Below are 19,308 nucleotides of genomic sequence, written 5' to 3'. Positions count from 1 at the left end.
CAAGCCGCTGAAACTTCGCCATTCCATTTTTCGCAGGTTTCGGCATAATACCCGGACGATGCACGGTGCGAAGTCACCTTCAGCAATCCTCGCAGGCCCGATGAAGGGTTTTGCGCCCGGCCTCATGACCACGGAGACATCATGCGATTCGTAGATGAAGCGACCATTAAGGTAATATCCGGCAAGGGCGGCAACGGCTGCGCCTCTCTGCTCCGCGAAGCCAACAACCCCAAGGGCGGCCCCGACGGCGGCGACGGTGGACGCGGCGGCGACGTTATCCTGCGCGCAAGCTCCCGCCTCATGTCGCTGTACGACTTCCGGCTCAAGCGCAAGTACGCCGCCAGAAACGGGCAGCCCGGCATGGGACGCGACCGTTACGGCCGAGCCGCCGACGATCTGTACATCGATCTGCCTACCGGCACGCTGATCTTCGAAGTCACCGAAGACGAAGACGGGAACGAGACCGAGCGACTCGTGGCTGACCTGGTGAACGATGACACCGAAGTGGTCATCTGCAAGGGCGGTCAGGGCGGACGCGGCAACCTGCACTTCAAGTCCAGCGTCAACCGCACCCCGCGCTATGCCGAGGAAGGCAAGCCGGGCGAGGAAAAAAAGCTGCGCCTCGAACTCAAGATTCTGGCCGACGTGGGCCTGCTGGGCCTGCCCAACGCCGGAAAATCAACCTTTATTTCGCAGGTCTCCGCCGCCCGGCCCAAGATCGCGGCCTACCCGTTCACCACTCTGGTCCCCAACCTCGGCGTGGTGGAGGACGAGTGGTTCAACAAGATGGTCATCGCCGACATCCCGGGCCTCATCGAAGGCGCGAGTCAGGGACAGGGCCTCGGCCACACGTTCCTCAAGCACGTGGAACGCACCCGCTTCCTCGTGCACATCCTCGCAGCCGACGATCTGGACATGGAGAATCCGCTGGACGGCTACTCCATCATCGACGACGAGCTTGCCGATTACAATCCGGAGCTGGCCAACAAGCCGCAGATCCGCGTCATCAACAAAATCGACACCCTGGACCAGGAGACACTGGAAAACCTCAGGGATAAATGTCAGGATTCCGGCGTGTTCTTCATTTCCGCCCTCAACGGCGACGGAGTGGACGAACTGCTCGACGCCATGTGGGACAGACTGCGCGAGCTGAACAGAACCGAAAAGGAAGCCGAGAACAAGACCGGAGACCCGGACGATGACCAGAGAGAATCCGCGTAAGGGGCTGCTTCAACAGGCAGGCCGCGTATTGGTGAAGGTGGGCAGCGCCGTGCTGACCCGCGAGGAAGGTCTCAACCGCGAGGCCATGATCCGACTTGCCGGACAGCTCTCCCGCCTGCACGACCGGGGGATGGACATCATCCTCGTCTCATCGGGCGCCGTTGCCGCCGGCCGGAAGCGCATGCGCGAGGCCCACAACGGCCAGATGCCCGACATGGACGACTTGCCCGCGCGTCAGGCAGCGTCCGCAGTGGGACAGGGCCGCCTCATGCATGACTATGACGAGGCCTTCGGCTGGTTCGGCAAGACCACCGCGCAGATTCTCATCACCCGCGACGGGTTGAGCGACCGCCACCGTTTCCTCAACGCCCGCAACACGCTTGAACGCCTGCTTTCGTGGGGTGTCATCCCCATCATCAACGAAAACGATACCGTTGCGGTGCAGGAACTGGAATTTGGCGACAACGACACACTCGCCGCCATGGCCCTCGGCCTCGCCGGAGCAGACCTGTTCGTGAACCTCACCAGCGCGGACGGGGTGTTCGACTCCAACCCCGACAGCAATCCCGACGCCAAGTGCCTGCGCATCATCGAGGACATCTCCGCTCTTGACTTCGAGACCATGTGTGACGGCAAGACCAGCGTGGGTTCCGGCGGCATGTACTCCAAGCTCCGGGCAGCGCATCGCGCCGCACAGCTCGGCGTGGCCACGCTCATCGTCTCGGGCAAAGGCGAGTTTTCCATTGAACAGGCCTTCGAGGACGAACGCCACGGCACCTTCATCCTGCCGGTGGAGAACACCGTCTCCAGCAAGAAATTCTGGCTGGCCTACCATGAAGACCCGGCAGGCACCCTCACCGTGGACGCCGGGGCCGCACGCGCCCTGACCGAAGGCGGCAAGAGCCTGCTCCCGGCCGGAATCAAAAAGGTTGACGGCTGCTTCCCGCGCGGCACGCTCGTGCAGGTCGTGGCGGACGGCGACATGCTCGGTGTCGGTCTCTCGAACTACTCTTCAGACGAACTGCACTCCATCGCCGGAAAGAACTCGTCGGAAATTGCCCAGACAATCGGTCCTGTACCTTTTCAGGAAGCCATTCACCGCGACAACCTGCTCATGGACGCGGCTATCTAGGTAACGCAGATGAACAGCTCCGACGACAGACACGGCATAGACGCGACCGCGTTGCTTTCCGCCGTTGCCGCCGGAGCAGAAGACCTCGTCAACGGACAGGGCTGGCCACGCGGTGTGGACACCGTGCTGGCCGAACTCGGACGCGTCACCGGTGTCAGCCGCGTCTGGATTTTCCAGACCATCCGCCTGACGGAAAGCAGCGTTACCCAGGACTATATTTTCGAATGGGCCTCGGCCCGGCGGTATGTCCAGATCGGCATGCCGCAGTTCTCCATGTTCAGCAGCTCACTTGAACTTCCCGAATATCGCGCCGTGGTGAAAGGCCGTACCGAGGGTAGGCCTTACAAGACCCTGCCCCACGCCATGGAGAAGTCATGGCTGCGGGAGACCCTCGTTCAGCAGGGCATTCACTCCATGCTCACTATCCCCATCATGGTGGAAGGTGTCTGGTGGGGGACCCTCGGCTTCGACGACTGCGAACGCGAATACGACTGGTCCGAGACAGAGATCGCCCTGCTCAAGACCGCGGCCCAGCTCATCGCCAGTGCTGTCATCAGGCAGCGGCTCTCGGAAAGGCTTCAGCAGTTCGACATCCTCAAGGTACTCACGGACAGCGCGGCGTGGTCCTGCGACCTGCGCACCAGCCGCGTCTGGTACACCACGGAGCTCACCGCGCCGGACGCCACAGGAACCGTTTCCTGCAACATCCGCGGGGCGCTTGCTCTCCTGACGCCGGAACATGCCCGGGCGGTGGTCGCACGCGCACGCGAGCTGGCGGAGTCGTACACGACTTCCTTTCGCATGGACGTGCAGCTTCGAGCCCCAAAAGGCAATGGCCGCTGGGTGGAACTGATCGGCAACGTGGCCCGGGACCGTGAGGGAAAACCGACGCACCTCTCCGGCATCGCGGTGGACATCCGCACGCGCAAGGCCCGGGAGACCCGTCTGCTGGAACAGGCGGAAACCGACGCCCTTACAGGCTGCCGGAATCGCCATGTCTTCGAAAAAACGCTTCGGGAATTATTCGACTCGTCGCGCCGATCAGGGTCGGACCTCTCGCTGCTCATGGTGGACATCGACCACTTCAAACAGGTCAACGACACCCACGGACACCCCGTGGGCGACAGCGTGATACGCCACCTTGCCGGGCTCATGAACAAGATCTGCCGTCGGCAGGACCTGCTTGCAAGAGTGGGCGGCGAGGAATTCGCCGTGCTCATGCCGGATACCGACATCAACGAAGCGGCCACGGCGGCTGAACGCCTGCGCTCGACCGTCGAAGCGTCGGAAATCCCGTATGAAGAGGGTTCATTGCATATTACCGTCAGCATCGGCTTCGCCTCCCTGAGCATCCTTGACGAAAAGGATTCCACCACCCTGTTCCACAAGGCCGATAAAGCGCTCTACGCCGCAAAGAACGAAGGCCGCAACCGCATCCGCCGCGCCCGCTAAGCCTTCCGGGGTTTCCTTCCGGTTCGAAACCAAGTACATTCCCTCCTTCATTACTCATCGGGACGGAAACACCCTTGCGCAAACTCTACCTCGACAAGAACCTCCAGTACGTCTTCAGCGTGACGCTCATGGCCATCCTCGGCGTCTCCAGCATCATCCCGGCCCTGCCGGACATCATGCACGGACTCGAAATAGGGCCCGTGGGCATCGGACTCGTCATATCCATTTTCACCCTGCCCGGCATGATCTTCTCGCCACTGGTGGGCATATTGGCCGACCGGATGGGACGAAAGCGCGTACTGGTGCCGTCGCTCTTCCTGTTCGGCATCTCGGGCGCGGCCTGTTTCTTTGCCCCCAACCTGCACTCCCTGCTGATTCTGCGCTTTCTGCAAGGCAGCGGCGCGGCCCCGCTGGGCGTCCTCTACGGCACCATCATCGGCGACCTTTACGAAGGGCGCGACCGGGCCACCGCCATGGGCTACAACGCCGCGGTACTCTCCATCGGCACGGCAGCGTTCCCCGCAGTGGGCGGCCTCTTGGCCATGATCGGCTGGCGCTGGCCGTTCCTGCTGCCCCTGCTGGCCATCCCTGTGGGACTCGCCATCGCTTCGGGCATGAACACCCCGGAACCGCGCACTAAAGAAAAACTTGCCAGCTATCTGAAAAACGCCCTGAGCCAGATGCGTTCACGCAACGCCCTCGGCCTGTTCTGCTGCACCCTGCTCACGTTCACGGTACTCTATGGCCCCATCGTGACCTATCTGCCCATCCTGTTGGACCAGCGCTATCACGCATCGCCAGCCGCCATCGGCATGATCTTCTTCGCCTCGTCCATGATCACGGCGCTGGCCTCGTTCCAGATCGGCAAGCTCTCCGACCGCTTCGGGCCGCGCACCCTCATCGCCGCAGGCGGCGTATGCTACGCCGTGTCCATGCTGGGTCTGCCGCACATGCCGGGATTCTGGCACAGCATCGCCCCGGTGACCTTTTTCGGTCTGGCGCAGGGGTTGACCATTCCCACCGTCATGACCATGCTCTCAAGCATGGCAGGAATAGAACAGCGCGGGGCGTTCATGGCCGTCAACGGCACCATCCTGCGCACGGCGCAGACACTGGCCCCCATGCTCATGGGCGGTCTCTTCGCGGCCTTCGGCATGGAGGCGGTGTATCTGGGTGGGGTGCTCTGCGCGCTGGGCATCATCGTGCTGGCGATCTTCGTCATGAGGAAGCAATGAAATACCTGAATACCGGACAGACATTTTGCGCCGATGAAAACGGCAATCCCGTGGACTGCGACGGCTCCGGGCAGGACGCCGAGTTCTCCCCCGGAATCCGCTGGCCCAAACCGCGCTTCAAGCGCGACGGGGAAACCGTTCTCGACAGACTCACCGGCCTGACATGGCTCGGCAATCCGAATTTTACCGACTTTCCCCTCACTTACGAGGAGTGCCTTGAGGCCGTGCGCGAGTTGGACGCTTCCCGCCCCGGCGGATGCAGCGGCTGGCGAATGCCCAACCGGCGCGAGATGTTTTCACTGATCTCTTTCAACGACCGCAAACCCGCCATCCCGGCCGATCACCCTTTCGACAAGGGGCCGCTTGGCTGGTACTGGACCAGCACCCCCAGCGCCATGCAGCCCGGCTACCAGTGGTACGTCCACACCGAAGGCGGGCGCATGTTCTACGGCAGGCGCGACGGTTACTGTCTCGTCTGGCCCGTGTGCGGCACCAGCGACGTGCTTGCCGACACCGGAGCCGACGATACCGCCACCGGTGCCGCATGGCCCGAGCCCCGCTTCAAGCCGCAGGGCGAGACCGTGCTCGACGAACTGACGGGGCTGCTCTGGACAAAGTCCGCCGATCTGACCAGCGGCCCCTGTTCGTGGAAGGATGCCCTCGCCGCCGTAAAAGCGCTTGAAACGCCCGTCCCGGAGAACCGCTCCGGCTGGGCGCTGCCCACCATCCGCGAACTCGAATCGCTGGTGGACGCATCCGAGCACTCACCGGCCCTTTCTGCCGAGCATCCCTTTGCCGACACGCGCGAGGCATACTGGTCCTCCACCAGCAGCTCCTTCGAGCGCGACTGGGCCATGTGCCTGTACCTGCACAAGGGGGCGGTCGGCGTCGGTTTCAAGAAAGACGCCGGGTTCCACGTCTGGGCTGTGTCGCGCCCCTAAGGCCTTCCGGCGGTCTGCCGATAAGAAGGAAAAGGGAGGCCGCCATGAACACCATGCGCTCACGTCTGCAACACCGACTGAATCCGCTGCACGTCTATTGCAGACTGCGCGATCTCGGCCTCTGCGACTCCGCCGCCCACCGCATCAGTGTCTGCTGGGAGCGTTTGATCTACCGGCTGGTACTGGCCTGAACCATTTCCGCACGAGCCATCGGAACTTGACAGACCCGCCCCGGATGCGTCTAATCGGTATTCGACCCAATGCACCCGGAGGATTCACGTTGTCGGAATTTCCCAAAATACTCGGCGTCTTTTCCCGCAGTCAGGCGGAAGACATCGGAAGCGGCGGCACCCAGCGAAAACATGAGGGCCAGACCTTCTGGTATGTGCGTCGTCTGGATGATGAGACCTTCGAGGTGCAACCGCTCAATGCCAATCACGTCCCCTCCGGCGTGAAGACCATGGTCCCCCGGCTCGAATTCCTGCATCAGTACGCCCCCGAACCCGATTACTATCGCATGCACACCGTGCCCGCGCTGGAATCCCTTGCGCGCAAACTGCGCGAGGGGGAACGCTATTTCAGCCTCGGGATGCTCGACGAGGCCGAACTCAAGTTCGTCAAGGCGCTGATGATCGATGATCTCAACGTCGATGCCAATTACGGCCTTGGGAAAGTGTACTCGGAAAAGAATGATTATGAGAAGCTGCGCAAGGTGGTGAACACCCTTATGGGAATTGAGGGCGCCTTCAGCTACGAACACCGCAGGCAGCTCAATGAATTCGGCATGAATCTGCGTAAGAACGGGCACTTTGAGGAGTCCATCCGCTACTACTCCAAAGCGCTGGAGCACAACCGGGACGACGAGCACCTGCTGTTCAACCTTGCCCGCGCCCACTGGGACCGGGGAAATGCCACTGAGGCTCAGGACGCGCTTGAAAACGCCCTGAAGCTCAACCCCGAGTTCACCGAAGCGAAGAAATTCCTGAGCTACTGCCGCAGGCGCTGAGCCTTGTGGCCCGGCCTTCACCCTTCTCCGGAAAGCTCCTGCCGCACCAGCTCCTGCCCGTAGGCTGAATTGATGGCACTCTCCGTAAGCGAGCCGATGAGCCTGCCGTCCGCATCCACCACCGGAAGCTGCGAGACCCCCTTTTCCGTAATCAGGTCCAGCGCGGTCTGTAGCGTGTCCTCCATGTGAATGGTGGCAAGATCCGTCGTGCAAATGTCCTTGGCGATGAGCAATTGCAGCAACCCTTCTTCGTGCAGGACTGGCCGGATGTCCCGGAACGAGATGATACCCTTGAGCATCCCCTCTCCGTCCACCACGTGCAGGTAGGACGCGTTCTCCGTCTTGAAGGTCCAGACGATGGACTCCAGCGTGGCTCCCTCGCTCACGGTGACCACGTCCTCGCTCATCATCTCCACCACAAGCATCTTCTTCAAGACGTTCTGCACGCGTCCGCCCGTCAGATCGATGCCCTTTCTGAGCAGCTTGATGGTGTAGATGCTGGCCTTGCTGATGGACGAGTTCAGCACCAGCGCCGTGATGCAGGTCAGCATCAGTGGCAGAATGATCGAATACGAGCCGGTCATCTCGAAGATGATCAGGATGGCGGTGATCGGCGCATAGGTGGTCCCGGCCACAAGGCCGCCCATACCCACCAGCGCATAGGCTCCGGGCGATGCAGTCACGCCGGGGAACATGATATTCATGAGGCTGCCGAACGCGCCGCCGGTCATGGCTCCTATGAACAACGAAGGAGCGAAGATGCCGCCCGATCCGCCGGAACCGAGCGTCAGGGACGAGGCCAGAATCTTGACCCATATGAGGGCAAAAAGCATGACAAAGCCCATCTGGTTGGTCAGCGAAAGGTTCATGGCGCCGAAGCCCACGCCGAAACTCTCGGGGCAGAAGATCACCAGCACGCCGAGCATGGCGCCGCCCACCGCCGGCTTGATCCACTCCGGCATGAACCGCAGGCCTTCGAAGCCGTCCTCGAAGGCGTACAGAATGCGCGTGAAGCTCAGAGCGATCAGCCCCGATGCCACGCCGAGGAACGGGTACATGAGATATTCCCAAGGGGAAACCACCGCGTAATGCGGGATTTCAAACGCCGGAAAGTTACCGAAATAATAACGGGATATGGCCGTGGCCGTAACCGAGGACAGCACCACGGGCGAGAACGATGTCATGCCCCAGTCGCCGATGATAATCTCAAGCGCAAAGAGCACGCCCGCGATGGGCGCGTTGAAGGTGGCCGCAATACCTGCTGCCGCGCCGCAGCCGATCATGGTTCGCATGTGTCGGCTCGGGACTTTGAATACCTGACCGATGCTCGAACCGATGGATGAGCCGATCTGCACCATGGGTCCTTCACGACCAACCGAGCCGCCCGACCCGATGGTCACGGCCGAGGCGAAGATCTTGGCCGCCGCCACGCGCTTGCGGATGACACCGCCACGCAGGGCGATGGCCTGCATTACTTCCGGCACGCCGTGCCCCTTGGCCTCGCTGGCAAAGAAGTGCACCACGAGTCCCACTATCAACCCTCCAAGTGCGGGCATGGAAACCTTGGCCCACATGGGTATCTCGTGAGCGTATTCGAGAAATTCCCCGGAGTGCTGGTAAAACAGCCACTGCATGGATTTGAGCAGGTATTTGAAGAGAATCGCCCCGTAGCCCGAAAGCACGCCGATGAGGATGGCGAGCATCAGCTGGGTCAGGTCGCGGTTCAGAAACGGCTGCTTGCGCTCGGTCGGTGAAGGATCGTTCGTCATCCGGCCTCCGGTTCGGTTCTCGCTGCCGGCAAAAAGGATGACGGGGACTCATCCCTCCGACAGTACTTCCCTTTTACCCGCTCCCGCCGCTCATTGCAACGCACCCCCGTAAAACTTGTGCCACGGTGCCAAAAAAGGTAATCAGGCACCGACAAAACAACGCATTCAAGGAGAACGACCTTGCCGAAATACGAAATGGAAACACTCGAAGCCACACCGGAATTCGACCTCTTCATGTTTGCCGAGCTTACCGGCGAGACACGCATCGATCAGGAGCTGCTTGATGAATTCGCCCCCCGCTGGGACGACTGGGTCAAGAAGCTCAATGCCTACAAGCTCACCAACACCGAAGGGGAAAACGGCTACATCCTCGTTTTCCTCGACGCTGACGTGGACGAGGAGATCGACTACATCTGGAACGACTCTCCGGCATTCGCGCTTTCCTTCCACAATCTGGCCGTATGCATGGTCATGACCGCCGCCCGCGGCCTCGTGCCCGAACTGGAGCAAGGCGCCTGCGCCCCGCTGCCTCGCGCCCCGGAAGGCGTCAAAGATGCCACCGGCGAACTCGGCATCGAATGGAAGGACGACAACACCATCAACCGCAAGTACGCCGTGTTCACCCCGTTTCCGTACTCCGGCGGCTGTGCCGTGTGCACCATGAGCGAAAGCTGTCCCAACTCCACCGTAAGGCAATAATATGGCCTACGCCGTCAAGGACCTCCTGCGCCTTGAAGTGGTGCCCGCCCTCGGCTGCACCGAACCGGTCGCCATCGCGCTGGCCGCGTCCGCCGCTTCCTCCCTGCTGCCCGAACCGTGGCAGCGGCTCGAACTCTGGCTGGACCCCAACGTGTACAAGAACGGTCTGGCAGTCTCCATCCCCGGCACGGACGGCCTCTCCGGTCTGGATCTGGCCGCGGCCCTCGGAGCCTCCTGCGGCCTTCCCGAGCGCAAGCTGGAGGTTCTTGCCGAGGTCGATGGGGACTGCGTTGCCGCAGCACGCGAAGCCGCCGCATCCGGGCGCGTCGAGGTCACCCTCCTGCCGGATGTCCGGGGCCTTCACGTGCGAGCCAGGGCCATCTCGGCCAATCATGAAGCCGAGGCATTCATTGAGGGTCTGCACGACAACATCGTCGCCCTCTCCCTTGACGGAAAGGAAGTGGAAAGCCCGCTCATCGTCCCCGGCTGCACGCCCGGCGGCTCGTCGCGCATCGACGATCTTGAGAACTGGCTGAAGACGCTCTCCCTGCGCGAACTCGTGGCCCTGCTTGACCAGCTGGACGACGAAGACCTCGACTTCCTGCAACAAGGCGTGGACATGAACATCGCCCTTGCCGAACAGGGACTCAAGTTCGGCATGGGACTCGGCGTGGGCAAAACGCTGGAACGCCTCGTGCGGCAGCAGCTCATCAAGAAGGACATGATCCTCGCCGCCCGGATGCTGACCTCCTCGGCCTCCGATGCGCGAATGGCCGGAGCGCCGCTGCCCGCCATGAGTTCGGGCGGCTCGGGAAACCACGGCCTCACCGCCATCCTGACCATCTGGGCCGTCAAGGACTACCTCGACGTGACCCCGAGGCAGGTGCTGGAAGCCGTGGCCCTCTCGCACGTCATCACCGCCTACGTCAAAGCACACACCGGCAGGCTCTCAGCCGTCTGCGGATGCTCTGTGGCCGCAGGCGCCGGAGCCACGGCGGGCGTAACACACCTGCTCGGCGGCGATGTGCGCCATATCGCCGGAGCCATCAAGAACCTGATGGAAGACCTCGCAGGCATAATTTGCGACGGAGCCAAGGCTGGCTGCTCCCTGAAGCTCGCCACCGCAGCAGGCACCGCCGTTCAGGCAGCGCTCTTCTCCCTTCAGGGTGTCAACGTGCATTTCACGGATGGCATCATCGGGCAGTCCCCCGAAGACACCATGCGAAACGTCGGCACCCTCTCCACCGAAGGCATGATCGCCACCGACCGCACCATTCTCAACATCATGTTGGAAAAAAAGTTTACCGACGTGTAGCCCCCAAGACCCTTCTCAGCCAAAGGCGGCAGCCCGGGATGCCGCCTTTTTATTGATTCCTTCTGTCGCAAGAGCAAAGAAATCGCCGCCAATTTCACAGTCTTTACGACAACTCGGTCGAAGTGCGCGTTCCATCGACAGCAGTAATCATTTCCCGGAAGAGTTATATGTTGACTCTGCCCAACTTATCAGTCATTAGAGTCGCCGCCTGAGATTTCGTCATATTTTATGGCCCAGTTCGAGGTTCCTGCTTTCAGCCCTTCGTCCGACTCCCCATAATATACGTCCCCGTTTCAGCCGAGAGCCCCCAAGGCTCCCCTTTGCATTCGCACCGGGTCACGCCCGGTGTCTTTTTTTGGTGTCGGGAGTTGCCGACATCACAACCTTTTTACCGTTTCTTAAAGGATCTTCATGGAAGCGAGTCCCTCTTTTGTTGCCAAGTCCAAAGGCAGCGCCCTTGCCGATATTTTCTCCGGATCCGCCGTCGCCCTCGCCCTCATCCCGGAAGCAGTGGCCTTTTCGTTTGTAGCAGGCGTATCTCCCATGGTCGGCCTGTACGGCACGCTCATGATGTGTCTGATCACCGCCGTACTTGGCGGACGCCCGGGTATGATCTCCGGCGCAACCGGCGCCATGGCAGTCGTCATGGTCGGCCTCGTTCAGGAAGGCAACGCCCTCGGCGCAGCAGGGTCCCACACCGGGCTGCAATATCTTTTCTTCACACTCCTGCTGGTCGGTGTTTTCCAGATGCTTGCCGGCATCTTCCGCCTCGGCAAATTCATTCGCATGGTACCCCGATCCGTCATGATGGGATTCGTCAACGGACTGGCGATCGTGATCTTCCTGTCCCAACTGGAAATGTTCAAATCCGGCGGCAACTGGATGCAGGGACAGCCTTTATGGATCATGGCCGGACTTGTTGCCCTGACCATGGCGCTCATGTACATCGTCCCCAAAATTTCCAGCAAGGCACCCAGTGCCCTCATAGCGATCCTCTCAGTCTCCCTGCTGGTCATCTTCTCCGGAATCGACACCCAGACCGTCCTTTCCTACATCCAGTCCAACGGCGGCACCGGCATTCAGGGAGGGCTCCCCACATTCGCAATTCCCAGCGTCCCCTTCACGTGGGAAACCCTTGCCTTCATCACACCTTACGCACTCATCCTCGCGGCCATTGGCCTCATCGAGTCGCTAATGACGCTGTCGCTTATCGATGAACTGACCGAAACCCGCGGCTCAGGAAATCAGGAGTGTCTCGCCCAGGGAATCGCCAACTTCGTCAACGGCCTGTTCGGCGGCATGGGCGGCTGTGCCATGATCGGCCAGAGCATCATCAACATCACGTCCGGCGGAAGAGGCCGCCTCTCAGGCATCGTCGCAGGCTGCGCCCTGCTGATCTTCATCCTGTTCGCATCACAATACATCGAACAGGTACCCATCGCCGCACTCGTCGGCGTCATGTTCATCGTAGTCATCAAGACCTTCGCCTGGAGCACCTTCAAGATCATGAACAAGATCCCCAAATGGGACGTTCTGGTAATCGCTCTCGTAACCGCGCTGACCGTCAAATACGACCTCGCCATCGCAGTCGTCTGCGGCGTCATCATCTCGGCCCTGATCTTCGCCTGGAAAAACGCCCTGCGAATCCGAGCCCGAAAAATGATCGACGAACACGGCATCAAACACTACCAGATATACGGCCCACTCTTCTTCGCCTCCACCGAGCTTTTCCTCAGCAAATTCGACGTCGCCAACGACCCCGACGAAGTCATCATAGACTTCGAAGAGTCCCGAATCATGGACCAGTCTGCCATCGAAACAATCAACAAGCTCGCCGCCCTCTATGACAGAGCCGGAAAAACCATCCACCTCTGGCATCTGAGCAAAGACTGCATCCGACTCATCAAAAAAGCCGAAAAGATCTGCGTCGTAAACGTGCTCGAAGACCCCGACTACTTCGTCAGCATCGACGACTACCGAAAATACCAGGAACAACTCGCCGCAGAAGCCTCATAATGGGAGCCTCCGGCGGGCAGGGGCGCTGCCCCTGCACCCCGCCAAAGGGGCGGGCCCCCTTTGGAATCCCTGTGTTGTCAGCGGCGTTGCAGCTGCCGGGTTCATGCGACCGCATAACTCGCATCCCAGCTGCAACCCCGCTGACGGGAATTATCGGGTCTTTGCGTCTTGGCTGACGAACTCCGTTAACCAAACGACATCTCAAGGGACTCTCGCGGCGCACACGCTCACCAATACTCCCAGCAAAACATCTACTCCCGCCAACCAAATACCGCAGCAATGCCGATCGAGGCATAGAGGCTCTTTTGACCGGTCACGCAGGTCCGGGTGATGTTTGTAGCCACAAACGTTTCACCCGGAGCAGTGACCGCGTCATAGAGCCTCTCGCCGAGAGCGGCGGCTCACCCCCAACAGCGCAGTTTTTGCCTTCTTTTTTCTGCGCAAGCAAAAAAGAAGGTCGGCCNCCCGGAGCAGTGACCGCGTCATAGAGCCTCTCGCCGAGAGCGGCGGCTCACCCCCAACAGCGCAGTTTTTGCCTTCTTTTTTCTGCGCAAGCAAAAAAGAAGGTCGGCCAACAGGCCGAAACCTGCAACTGGTGCTAGTAAGGATGCCTCCGGCGGGCCCTTCAGGCGGACCAAAGGGGCGGGCCCCCTTTGGAATCCCTGAGTTGTCAGCGGCGTTGCAGCTGCTGGGGTCATGCGGCCGCACAACTCGCGTCCCAGCTGCAACCCCGCTGACGGGAATTTTGGGTTCTGTGCGTCTTGGCTGACGAACTCTGTAAACCAAACGACATTTCAAGGGACTCTCACGGCGCACACGCTCACCAGTACTCTCAACAAAGCAGCTACTCCCGCCAACCGAGTACCGCAGCAATGCCGATCGAGGCATAGAGGCTCTTTTGACCGGTCGCGCAGGTCCGGGTGGTGTTTGGTAGCCACAAACGTTTCACCCGGAGCAGTGACCGCGTCATAGAGTCTCTCGCCGAGAGCGGCGGCTCACCCCCAACAGCGCAGTTTTTGCCTTCTTTTTTCTGCGCGAGCAAAAAAGAAGGTCGGCCGACAGGTCGAAATCACTAATGGATACGAATAGGCAATGGCTTCAGCGTAATCTCCCCCTATTCGCAACCACACAAGCACGGCGAAATCTTGACGGAACGCTAACGGAAGGGCATGAATGCGTGACCTCGAAATCACAAGGGAGATTCCATGTCCGAAAAGAAAACCAATCCCCGTTCCTACGAGGATACGATCGCATCCGATATTTTTCACGCATTGGAAGCCGCCCATGAGCAGGGCACCGACGTGGATGCCGGTTTCGACCACTCGCCCATGGGCGTTGGCGGCGCCGAGATTTTTTATATGTTCTACTCCAAAAAGGCGCTGAACGAGACCAAGATGCCTACGGCGCTCAAAAAGCGGCTCGGTCTCTACAACGTGCTGGCTTCCATCATGCACGGCGACAAACCGATGGGCGTCTTTCTCGTGTGCAGCCTTCACGTGAAGTTTTCCGAGATCAAGGACGAGTCGCAGATTCGCAAGGGCATCCAGAAGAAGGACGTGTACCGCTTCAAGGACATGTTCGCGGACATCGTGCGTCAGAACATGCAGTACCAGCCGGGCACCGAGCCGACGCAATAACGGTGCGACATCAAGGGGAAAAGCCCTTGTGTTGCTTTTCCATATTCAAAGGGCAGGATCGGCTTCATGAAACACGGGTTTTTCGACATGATCAGCCGCGAGGCTTTCGAGCGACTCCTGCTTGGCTTTCCGAGGCTCGGGACCGAGGCCGTTTCCTTATACAGTGCCTCCGGGCGGATTCTGGCAGAACCGCTTGTTGCGGAGCATGACTGGCCGCTGACCGACCGCTCCTGCATGGACGGATTTGCGGTCAATGCGCGTGACGCGTTTGGCGCATCCGAATCCAACCCCGCCTATCTTGAGTGCGTGGCCGAGCTTTCCGTGGAGGAAGAGCCTGTCATCACCCTGGAACGCGGTGAGTGTGCGCGGATTTCCACTGGCGGCAGCCTGCCCGCCGGAGCCGATGCAGTGGTCATGGTGGAGCACACCCTGAGCATGGAAGGCGGCACCGTTGAGATTCACAAGGCCGCCGCGCCGGGTCTGAACGTCATGCGCCGTGGTGAGGACGCACGGGCCGGAGCGACCGCGCTTGAGGCAGGAACTCCGCTTCGGGCGCAGGAAGTCGGCATGGCGGCGGCGCTTGGGTTCGAAACCCTCTCCGTCGGCTTGCGTCCGCGTGTGGGCATTCTGTCCACCGGCGACGAGCTGGTGCCAGTTGCCGACACACCCCGCCCCGGTCAGGTCCGCGACGTGAACAGCTCCGCACTGGCGGCCATGAGCGAGACTTGCGGTGCGAGTTGCACCTGTTACGGCATCACTCCCGACGATCTGGACTCGTTAACTGAAGCGTTGAAGCGCTCGGTGGCGGAAAACGACGTGACGCTGCTGTCCGGCGGCAGTTCCATTGGTGTGCGCGACTATACGGTGGCTGCCATCGAAGCCCTTCCCGAATCCAGCCTGCTGGCGCACGGCGTGGCCATCAGCCCCGGCAAACCGGCCATTCTCGGCCGCGTGGGCGAGCGAGCCGTTCTGGGCCTGCCTGGTCAGGTTGCTTCAGCGCAGGTGGTCATGGCGGTGTTGGTGCAGCCGTTTTTGCGGCATCTGCAAGGGCATGCCGCAGCATACGAACGCGCAGGCTGGGCGTGCGTTCATGCGGAAATGGCCCGCAACGTGGCGTCCAAGCAGGGACGTGAGGATTATGTTCGGGTTCGTCTGGAAGAGCGCGAGGGAATGCCACCGTTGGCGCATCCGGTGCTTGGCAAATCCGGACTGCTGCGCACCATGCTTCGGGCAGAGGGGCTGGCCGTGATTCCGGCCGATGCAGAAGGCCTTTACAAGGATGCGTTGATAAAAATACTGTCCATTTAACGGTCAGGATTCATTAGACTTCGATTCAGATCGTTTGATTCCCGAGGCCGCTCGCCACCGATTTTCCATTCCTCTGCGTACAGCAGCATTTCAAAGTCGCTGTCCACTGGCGCCGACGCAGTCCGGTTGCCGGATTCCACCACCATATTCCCTTTCGCGTGAACGATAGCCGAAGTATCCGTGTTGCTGACCACCTCGAACGTCATGTCCGAGGTATCCACGCTTGCGGCGCGCAGCATCTCAAAGGTGCCCAGCTGCTTCTGAAACTCTTGGAATACATACAGATTCATTCGTTCCTGACTGCGCAGTCCTTTTGGATACAGCAGGAGAACATCTTCATCGAGACGAGTGTTGAGCACCAGAAAGCTGCGGATGACCGGAGCCGTGGCATCCAGCAATTTCTCATCTTGCCGGACTTCCCGCTGTGCGCTGATCTCGGCTTTTGTCTTCGGAATGGATGCCAGATACAGTTTGATTTCGGAGACAGCCACGCCGCGATGCTCGGCTTTCGGTCCCTTGGGCGTCACTTTATCCACAACCATGTCGAACGATTCGACCGGCTTGCCGCTATCGCAGGGAACGAGTTGTTCCCCGCCCGTATCATCAAGCGCAAATGGAACCTCAGTTCCATCGGGATAGACCACTCTTCCGCGAGCGATGCGGTTACGGAGCCCAAAAGCTCCGGTCCCCTGCTTGCCATTGAAGATACCCAGCCGCACCACACGAACCGGGGCGCTGAATTTTACGGTGACGGATTCCCCGCTGCCATCACCCAGCGAGACCCAGGCGGTGGCGGGGTCATTATCCATAAGGTGGCCGGGCACATGAGTCGCCAGCACATCGGGCTTAAAGCTTGAGACAACCACACGCGCCTCAAAGGCGGAGGCAGCGGACGCAAGCAGAACCAGACATGCGGCAAGCAGGAGCAGACGAAACGTTTTCATGCGCAGACCTTAGCGGGGTGGATGAAGCGATGTAAAGCGGAGAAACCGCCTTTTCACCCGGTCAATCCTTGTTCAGCTTGAGGTTACCGAAGCCGCCCCACGCCTGTTGCACCACCCCTACTATGACTAATGCGTCTGGGTCTATTTGTGAGACCATATATCGCAAGTCATTCACTTTCGAACGCATGACGGTACAGTAGAGCATGGTGCTCGGCTCTCTCGTGTAGCCGCCGGTCACTTCCCACATGGACACACCGCGACGCATCTCGTTCACCAGCGCATAGCGCATCTGGTCGGCCTTTTTGGTGATGACGATGGCGGTGCGCAGCTGACTAACGCCCTCCAGCGTGAAGTCGGAGAAAATGCCCGTCATCACGAGGGTGAAGAGTGCGAGCATGGCCATTTCCCAACTGAAGGTCAGCCCGCCGAGGCAGATGACGCCAAGGTCGGTGAAGAGGTAAACCTGACTCATGGGGTAGCCGGTGAAATTATGGATGATGCGGGCCGGGATTGATGTTCCGCCGATGGTGGAGCCGAACCTGAAGATGATGCCGTTGCCGAGGCCGAACAGCACACCCGCATACAGACAGGCCAGAAACTTGTCGTGGGTGATGGGGTATGGCGAAAGTGCCTGCGGCAGCGTGTTCAGGAACAGTTCGATGAACGCGGAAAAGGCCACGACCGCAAGGATGGACGAGGCGATGAACCGCCACCGGCCCAGAAAGAAATACCCGAGGATGAGAAGCGGCACGTTAAAGAGCCAGATGAGCAGGCCCTCCGACATCCCCGTGTAATGGTTGATGATAATGGCAAGACCACTGACTCCGCCAGCGGTGATGTTGTACGGAATCTGGAAAAGCACGAATCCGAGCGCAGCCAGAGCCGCCCCGAACAGCACCATGAAGTTTCGGATTATGAGCCGACGGATTCTGACCTGAATCGGCTGGTGCAATTTGCGTTCGACTTTATTTGAAATACCCATTGGTCTTGCCTTTTGCTTGCGTTTTGACAGACGGCGCGATGTCGTCTTCGCGAGGGCTATCACAGCCGGATTCTCCGTGACAAACAAAAGTTACTCTTTACGACTCTGACAGTACTCCGACCGACAAACGAAAACCCCGCAGGCCAGAGCCTGCGGGGCATGATTTTTGGTCGGGACGTCCGGAGAAACGGACTAGTAGCGGTAGTGGTCCGGCTTGTAGGGGCCTTCCTGCGGCACGCCGAGGTAGTCGGCCTGGTCCTTGGAGAGGCTGTCCAGCTGGACGCCGAGACGTTCGAGGTGCAGACGGGCCACTTCTTCGTCCAGCTTCTTGGGCAGGATCATGACGCGCGGCTCGTATTCGTTCTTGGCGAGGTCGAGCTGTGCCAGCACCTGGTTGGTGAAAGAGTTGGACATGACGAAACTCGGGTGACCGGTGGCGCAGCCGAGGTTCACCAGACGGCCTTCGGCCAGAACGATGATGGAACGGCCGGATTCCAGCGTCCACTTGTCCACCTGCGGCTTGATCTCGTCGCGCTTGCACTTGGGATTGTTTTCCAGATAGGCCATGTCGATCTCGTTGTCGAAGTGGCCGATGTTGCAGACGATGGCCTCGTCCTTCATACGCTCCATGTGCGCGCCGCTGACGACCTTGAAGTTGCCGGTGGCGGTGACGAAGATATCGCCGAGCTCGCAGGCCTTTTCCATGGGGATGACTTCAAAGCCTTCCATGGAGGCCTGCAGGGCGCAGATGGGGTCGATTTCGGTGACCAGCACGCGTGCGCCGAAGCCGCGCATGGACTGGGCGCAACCCTTGCCTACGTCGCCGTAACCGCAGATGACCACGACCTTACCGGCGATCATCACGTCGGTGGCACGCTTGATGCCGTCTGCCAGCGACTCGCGGCAACCATAGAGGTTGTCGAATTTGGACTTGGTCACGGAGTCGTTGACGTTGATGGCCGGGAAAAGCAGGTCGCCGTTGCGCTGCATTTCGTACAGGCGATGCACGCCGGTGGTGGTCTCTTCGGAAACGCCGCGGATGTTTTCGGCGATTTTCTGCCACTTGGTGGGATTGGCTTCGTAGGAAGCCTTGAGGCGGTTCATGACCAGCTGAAATTCGGGGTTGTCGTACTTCTTTTCAGTCAGGGACGGATCTTTTTCCACCTTCACGCCCTGATGCACCATCATGGTGGCGTCGCCGCCGTCGTCCACGATGAGATCCGGTCCGGAGCCGTCGGGCCACGTCAGGGCCTGTTCGGTGCACCACCAGTATTCTTCGAGGGTCTCGCCCTTCCAGGCAAATACCTTGGCGGAGCCCTTCTTGACGATACACGCGGCGGCGTGATCCTGCGTGGAGAAGATGTTGCAGGACGCCCAGCGAATATCCGCGCCGAGGTCATGCAGGGTCTCGATGAGCATGGCGGTCTGGATGGTCATGTGCAGGGAGCCCATGATCTTGAGACCCTTGAGCGGCTTTTCGGTGCCGTACTTTTCCCGCAGCTGCATCAGGCCGGGCATCTCCCGTTCGGAAAGCTGCAGTTCCTTGGTGCCCCAGTCGGCAAGGGAAATGTCGGCGATTTTGTGGTCCAGTTTCGGATCCACGGGCTGAACATTGCTCATTGTTTCCTCCATTTGAGGTTTGATATTCTCA

The 19,308-nt window shown here is 60.2% G+C and carries 16 protein-coding genes; 12 read left to right on the top strand and 4 right to left on the bottom strand.

Features of this window, described 5'->3' with window-relative positions; genetic code table 11:
• The first annotated feature begins 141 nt into the window (after positions 1-141).
• The 7 genes from obgE (at position 142) to B149_RS0103440 (ending at position 6,987) form a co-directional block, all read left to right on the top strand.
• A complete protein-coding gene (gene obgE / locus B149_RS0103470) occupies positions 142-1,221 on the top strand; it encodes a GTPase ObgE (RefSeq protein ID WP_018123774.1) in 1,080 nt (359 codons plus the stop codon).
• A complete protein-coding gene (gene proB / locus B149_RS0103465) occupies positions 1,199-2,353 on the top strand; it encodes a glutamate 5-kinase (protein ID WP_018123773.1) in 1,155 nt (384 codons plus the stop codon). The genes obgE and proB overlap by 23 nt, the downstream gene beginning before the upstream one ends.
• Positions 2,354-2,362: 9 nt before the next feature.
• Positions 2,363-3,805 carry a sensor domain-containing diguanylate cyclase gene (locus B149_RS16310; RefSeq protein ID WP_018123772.1) on the top strand — a complete coding sequence of 481 codons (1,443 nt, stop codon included), beginning with the start codon at positions 2,363-2,365 and terminating at the stop codon, positions 3,803-3,805.
• A gap of 74 nt (positions 3,806-3,879) precedes the next feature.
• On the top strand, positions 3,880-5,040 hold the full coding sequence (locus B149_RS0103455; RefSeq protein WP_018123771.1) for an MFS transporter: 1,161 nt from the start codon (positions 3,880-3,882) through the stop codon (positions 5,038-5,040).
• A complete protein-coding gene (locus B149_RS0103450) occupies positions 5,037-5,981 on the top strand; it encodes an Lcl C-terminal domain-containing protein (RefSeq protein WP_018123770.1) in 945 nt (314 codons plus the stop codon). Before B149_RS0103455 ends, B149_RS0103450 begins: the two co-directional genes overlap by 4 nt.
• 44 nt (positions 5,982-6,025) lie before the next feature.
• Positions 6,026-6,172 (top strand): hypothetical protein, encoded by a 147-nt coding sequence (locus tag B149_RS18670; RefSeq protein ID WP_018123769.1) that lies wholly within the window; start codon positions 6,026-6,028, stop codon positions 6,170-6,172.
• An 89-nt stretch (positions 6,173-6,261) separates the two neighbouring features.
• The gene (locus B149_RS0103440; RefSeq protein WP_018123768.1) at positions 6,262-6,987 is read left to right on the top strand and encodes a tetratricopeptide repeat protein; all 726 of its coding nucleotides are present in this window, start codon (positions 6,262-6,264) and stop codon (positions 6,985-6,987) included.
• Positions 6,988-7,004: 17 nt separating this feature from the next.
• On the opposite strand, the gene B149_RS0103435 is transcribed toward B149_RS0103440, so the two are convergent.
• On the bottom strand, positions 7,005-8,756 hold the full coding sequence (locus B149_RS0103435; protein WP_018123767.1) for a chloride channel protein: 1,752 nt from the start codon (positions 8,754-8,756) through the stop codon (positions 7,005-7,007).
• A gap of 180 nt (positions 8,757-8,936) precedes the next feature.
• On the opposite strand from B149_RS0103435, the gene B149_RS0103430 reads away from it, so the two are divergent.
• From B149_RS0103430 to B149_RS0103410, 5 genes are all read left to right on the top strand, one after another.
• Complete coding sequence (locus B149_RS0103430; RefSeq protein ID WP_018123766.1) at positions 8,937-9,455, top strand: hypothetical protein; 519 nt, start codon at positions 8,937-8,939, stop codon at positions 9,453-9,455.
• 1 nt (position 9,456) lies between these two features.
• Positions 9,457-10,770 (top strand): L-cysteine desulfidase family protein, encoded by a 1,314-nt coding sequence (locus B149_RS0103425; protein WP_018123765.1) that lies wholly within the window; start codon positions 9,457-9,459, stop codon positions 10,768-10,770.
• 411 nt (positions 10,771-11,181) lie between these two features.
• Positions 11,182-12,786, top strand: coding sequence for a SulP family inorganic anion transporter (locus B149_RS0103420; RefSeq protein ID WP_018123764.1), 1,605 nt, complete (start codon positions 11,182-11,184; stop codon positions 12,784-12,786).
• Positions 12,787-13,991: 1,205 nt separating this feature from the next.
• Positions 13,992-14,423 carry a hypothetical protein gene (locus B149_RS0103415; RefSeq protein WP_018123763.1) on the top strand — a complete coding sequence of 144 codons (432 nt, stop codon included), beginning with the start codon at positions 13,992-13,994 and terminating at the stop codon, positions 14,421-14,423.
• Between the two features lie 66 nt (positions 14,424-14,489).
• A complete protein-coding gene (locus B149_RS0103410; RefSeq protein ID WP_018123762.1) occupies positions 14,490-15,731 on the top strand; it encodes a molybdopterin molybdotransferase MoeA in 1,242 nt (413 codons plus the stop codon).
• On the opposite strand, the gene B149_RS16305 is transcribed toward B149_RS0103410, so the two are convergent.
• The 3 genes from B149_RS16305 to ahcY form a co-directional block, all read right to left on the bottom strand.
• On the bottom strand, positions 15,728-16,675 hold the full coding sequence (locus B149_RS16305; RefSeq protein ID WP_018123761.1) for an NADase-type glycan-binding domain-containing protein: 948 nt from the start codon (positions 16,673-16,675) through the stop codon (positions 15,728-15,730). The genes B149_RS0103410 and B149_RS16305 overlap by 4 nt on opposite strands.
• A gap of 61 nt (positions 16,676-16,736) precedes the next feature.
• Positions 16,737-17,657: a YitT family protein gene (locus tag B149_RS0103400; RefSeq protein WP_018123760.1), complete on the bottom strand. Its 921-nt coding sequence runs from the start codon at positions 17,655-17,657 to the stop codon at positions 16,737-16,739.
• Between the two features lie 192 nt (positions 17,658-17,849).
• Positions 17,850-19,277, bottom strand: a complete 1,428-nt coding sequence (gene ahcY, locus B149_RS0103395) for an adenosylhomocysteinase (protein ID WP_018123759.1) — start codon at positions 19,275-19,277, stop codon at positions 17,850-17,852.
• Positions 19,278-19,308 lie beyond the last annotated feature (31 nt).

Origin of the sequence: Desulfovibrio oxyclinae DSM 11498, from assembly GCF_000375485.1 — a bacterium.
Taxonomy (GTDB): Bacteria; Desulfobacterota; Desulfovibrionia; order Desulfovibrionales; family Desulfovibrionaceae; genus Pseudodesulfovibrio; species Pseudodesulfovibrio oxyclinae.
Note: the sequence above shows the minus strand (reverse complement) of the source record. Positions and strands in the feature narration are given on the sequence as shown.

What these genes read in the sequence shown, in the direction of transcription:
- B149_RS0103410 (WP_018123762.1), top strand. Translation starts at nt 14,490, where the DNA reads ATGAAACACGGGTTTTTCGACATGATCAGCCGCGAGGCTTTCGAGCGA.
- B149_RS16305 (WP_018123761.1), bottom strand. Translation starts at nt 16,675, where the DNA reads ATGAAAACGTTTCGTCTGCTCCTGCTTGCCGCATGTCTGGTTCTGCTT.
- B149_RS0103425 (WP_018123765.1), top strand. Translation starts at nt 9,457, where the DNA reads ATGGCCTACGCCGTCAAGGACCTCCTGCGCCTTGAAGTGGTGCCCGCC.
- B149_RS16310 (WP_018123772.1), top strand. Translation starts at nt 2,363, where the DNA reads ATGAACAGCTCCGACGACAGACACGGCATAGACGCGACCGCGTTGCTT.
- B149_RS0103420 (WP_018123764.1), top strand. Translation starts at nt 11,182, where the DNA reads ATGGAAGCGAGTCCCTCTTTTGTTGCCAAGTCCAAAGGCAGCGCCCTT.
- B149_RS0103400 (WP_018123760.1), bottom strand. Translation starts at nt 17,657, where the DNA reads ATGGGTATTTCAAATAAAGTCGAACGCAAATTGCACCAGCCGATTCAG.
- obgE (WP_018123774.1), top strand. Translation starts at nt 142, where the DNA reads ATGCGATTCGTAGATGAAGCGACCATTAAGGTAATATCCGGCAAGGGC.
- proB (WP_018123773.1), top strand. Translation starts at nt 1,199, where the DNA reads ATGACCAGAGAGAATCCGCGTAAGGGGCTGCTTCAACAGGCAGGCCGC.
- B149_RS0103450 (WP_018123770.1), top strand. Translation starts at nt 5,037, where the DNA reads ATGAAATACCTGAATACCGGACAGACATTTTGCGCCGATGAAAACGGC.
- ahcY (WP_018123759.1), bottom strand. Translation starts at nt 19,277, where the DNA reads ATGAGCAATGTTCAGCCCGTGGATCCGAAACTGGACCACAAAATCGCC.
- B149_RS18670 (WP_018123769.1), top strand. Translation starts at nt 6,026, where the DNA reads ATGAACACCATGCGCTCACGTCTGCAACACCGACTGAATCCGCTGCAC.
- B149_RS0103435 (WP_018123767.1), bottom strand. Translation starts at nt 8,756, where the DNA reads ATGACGAACGATCCTTCACCGACCGAGCGCAAGCAGCCGTTTCTGAAC.
- B149_RS0103415 (WP_018123763.1), top strand. Translation starts at nt 13,992, where the DNA reads ATGTCCGAAAAGAAAACCAATCCCCGTTCCTACGAGGATACGATCGCA.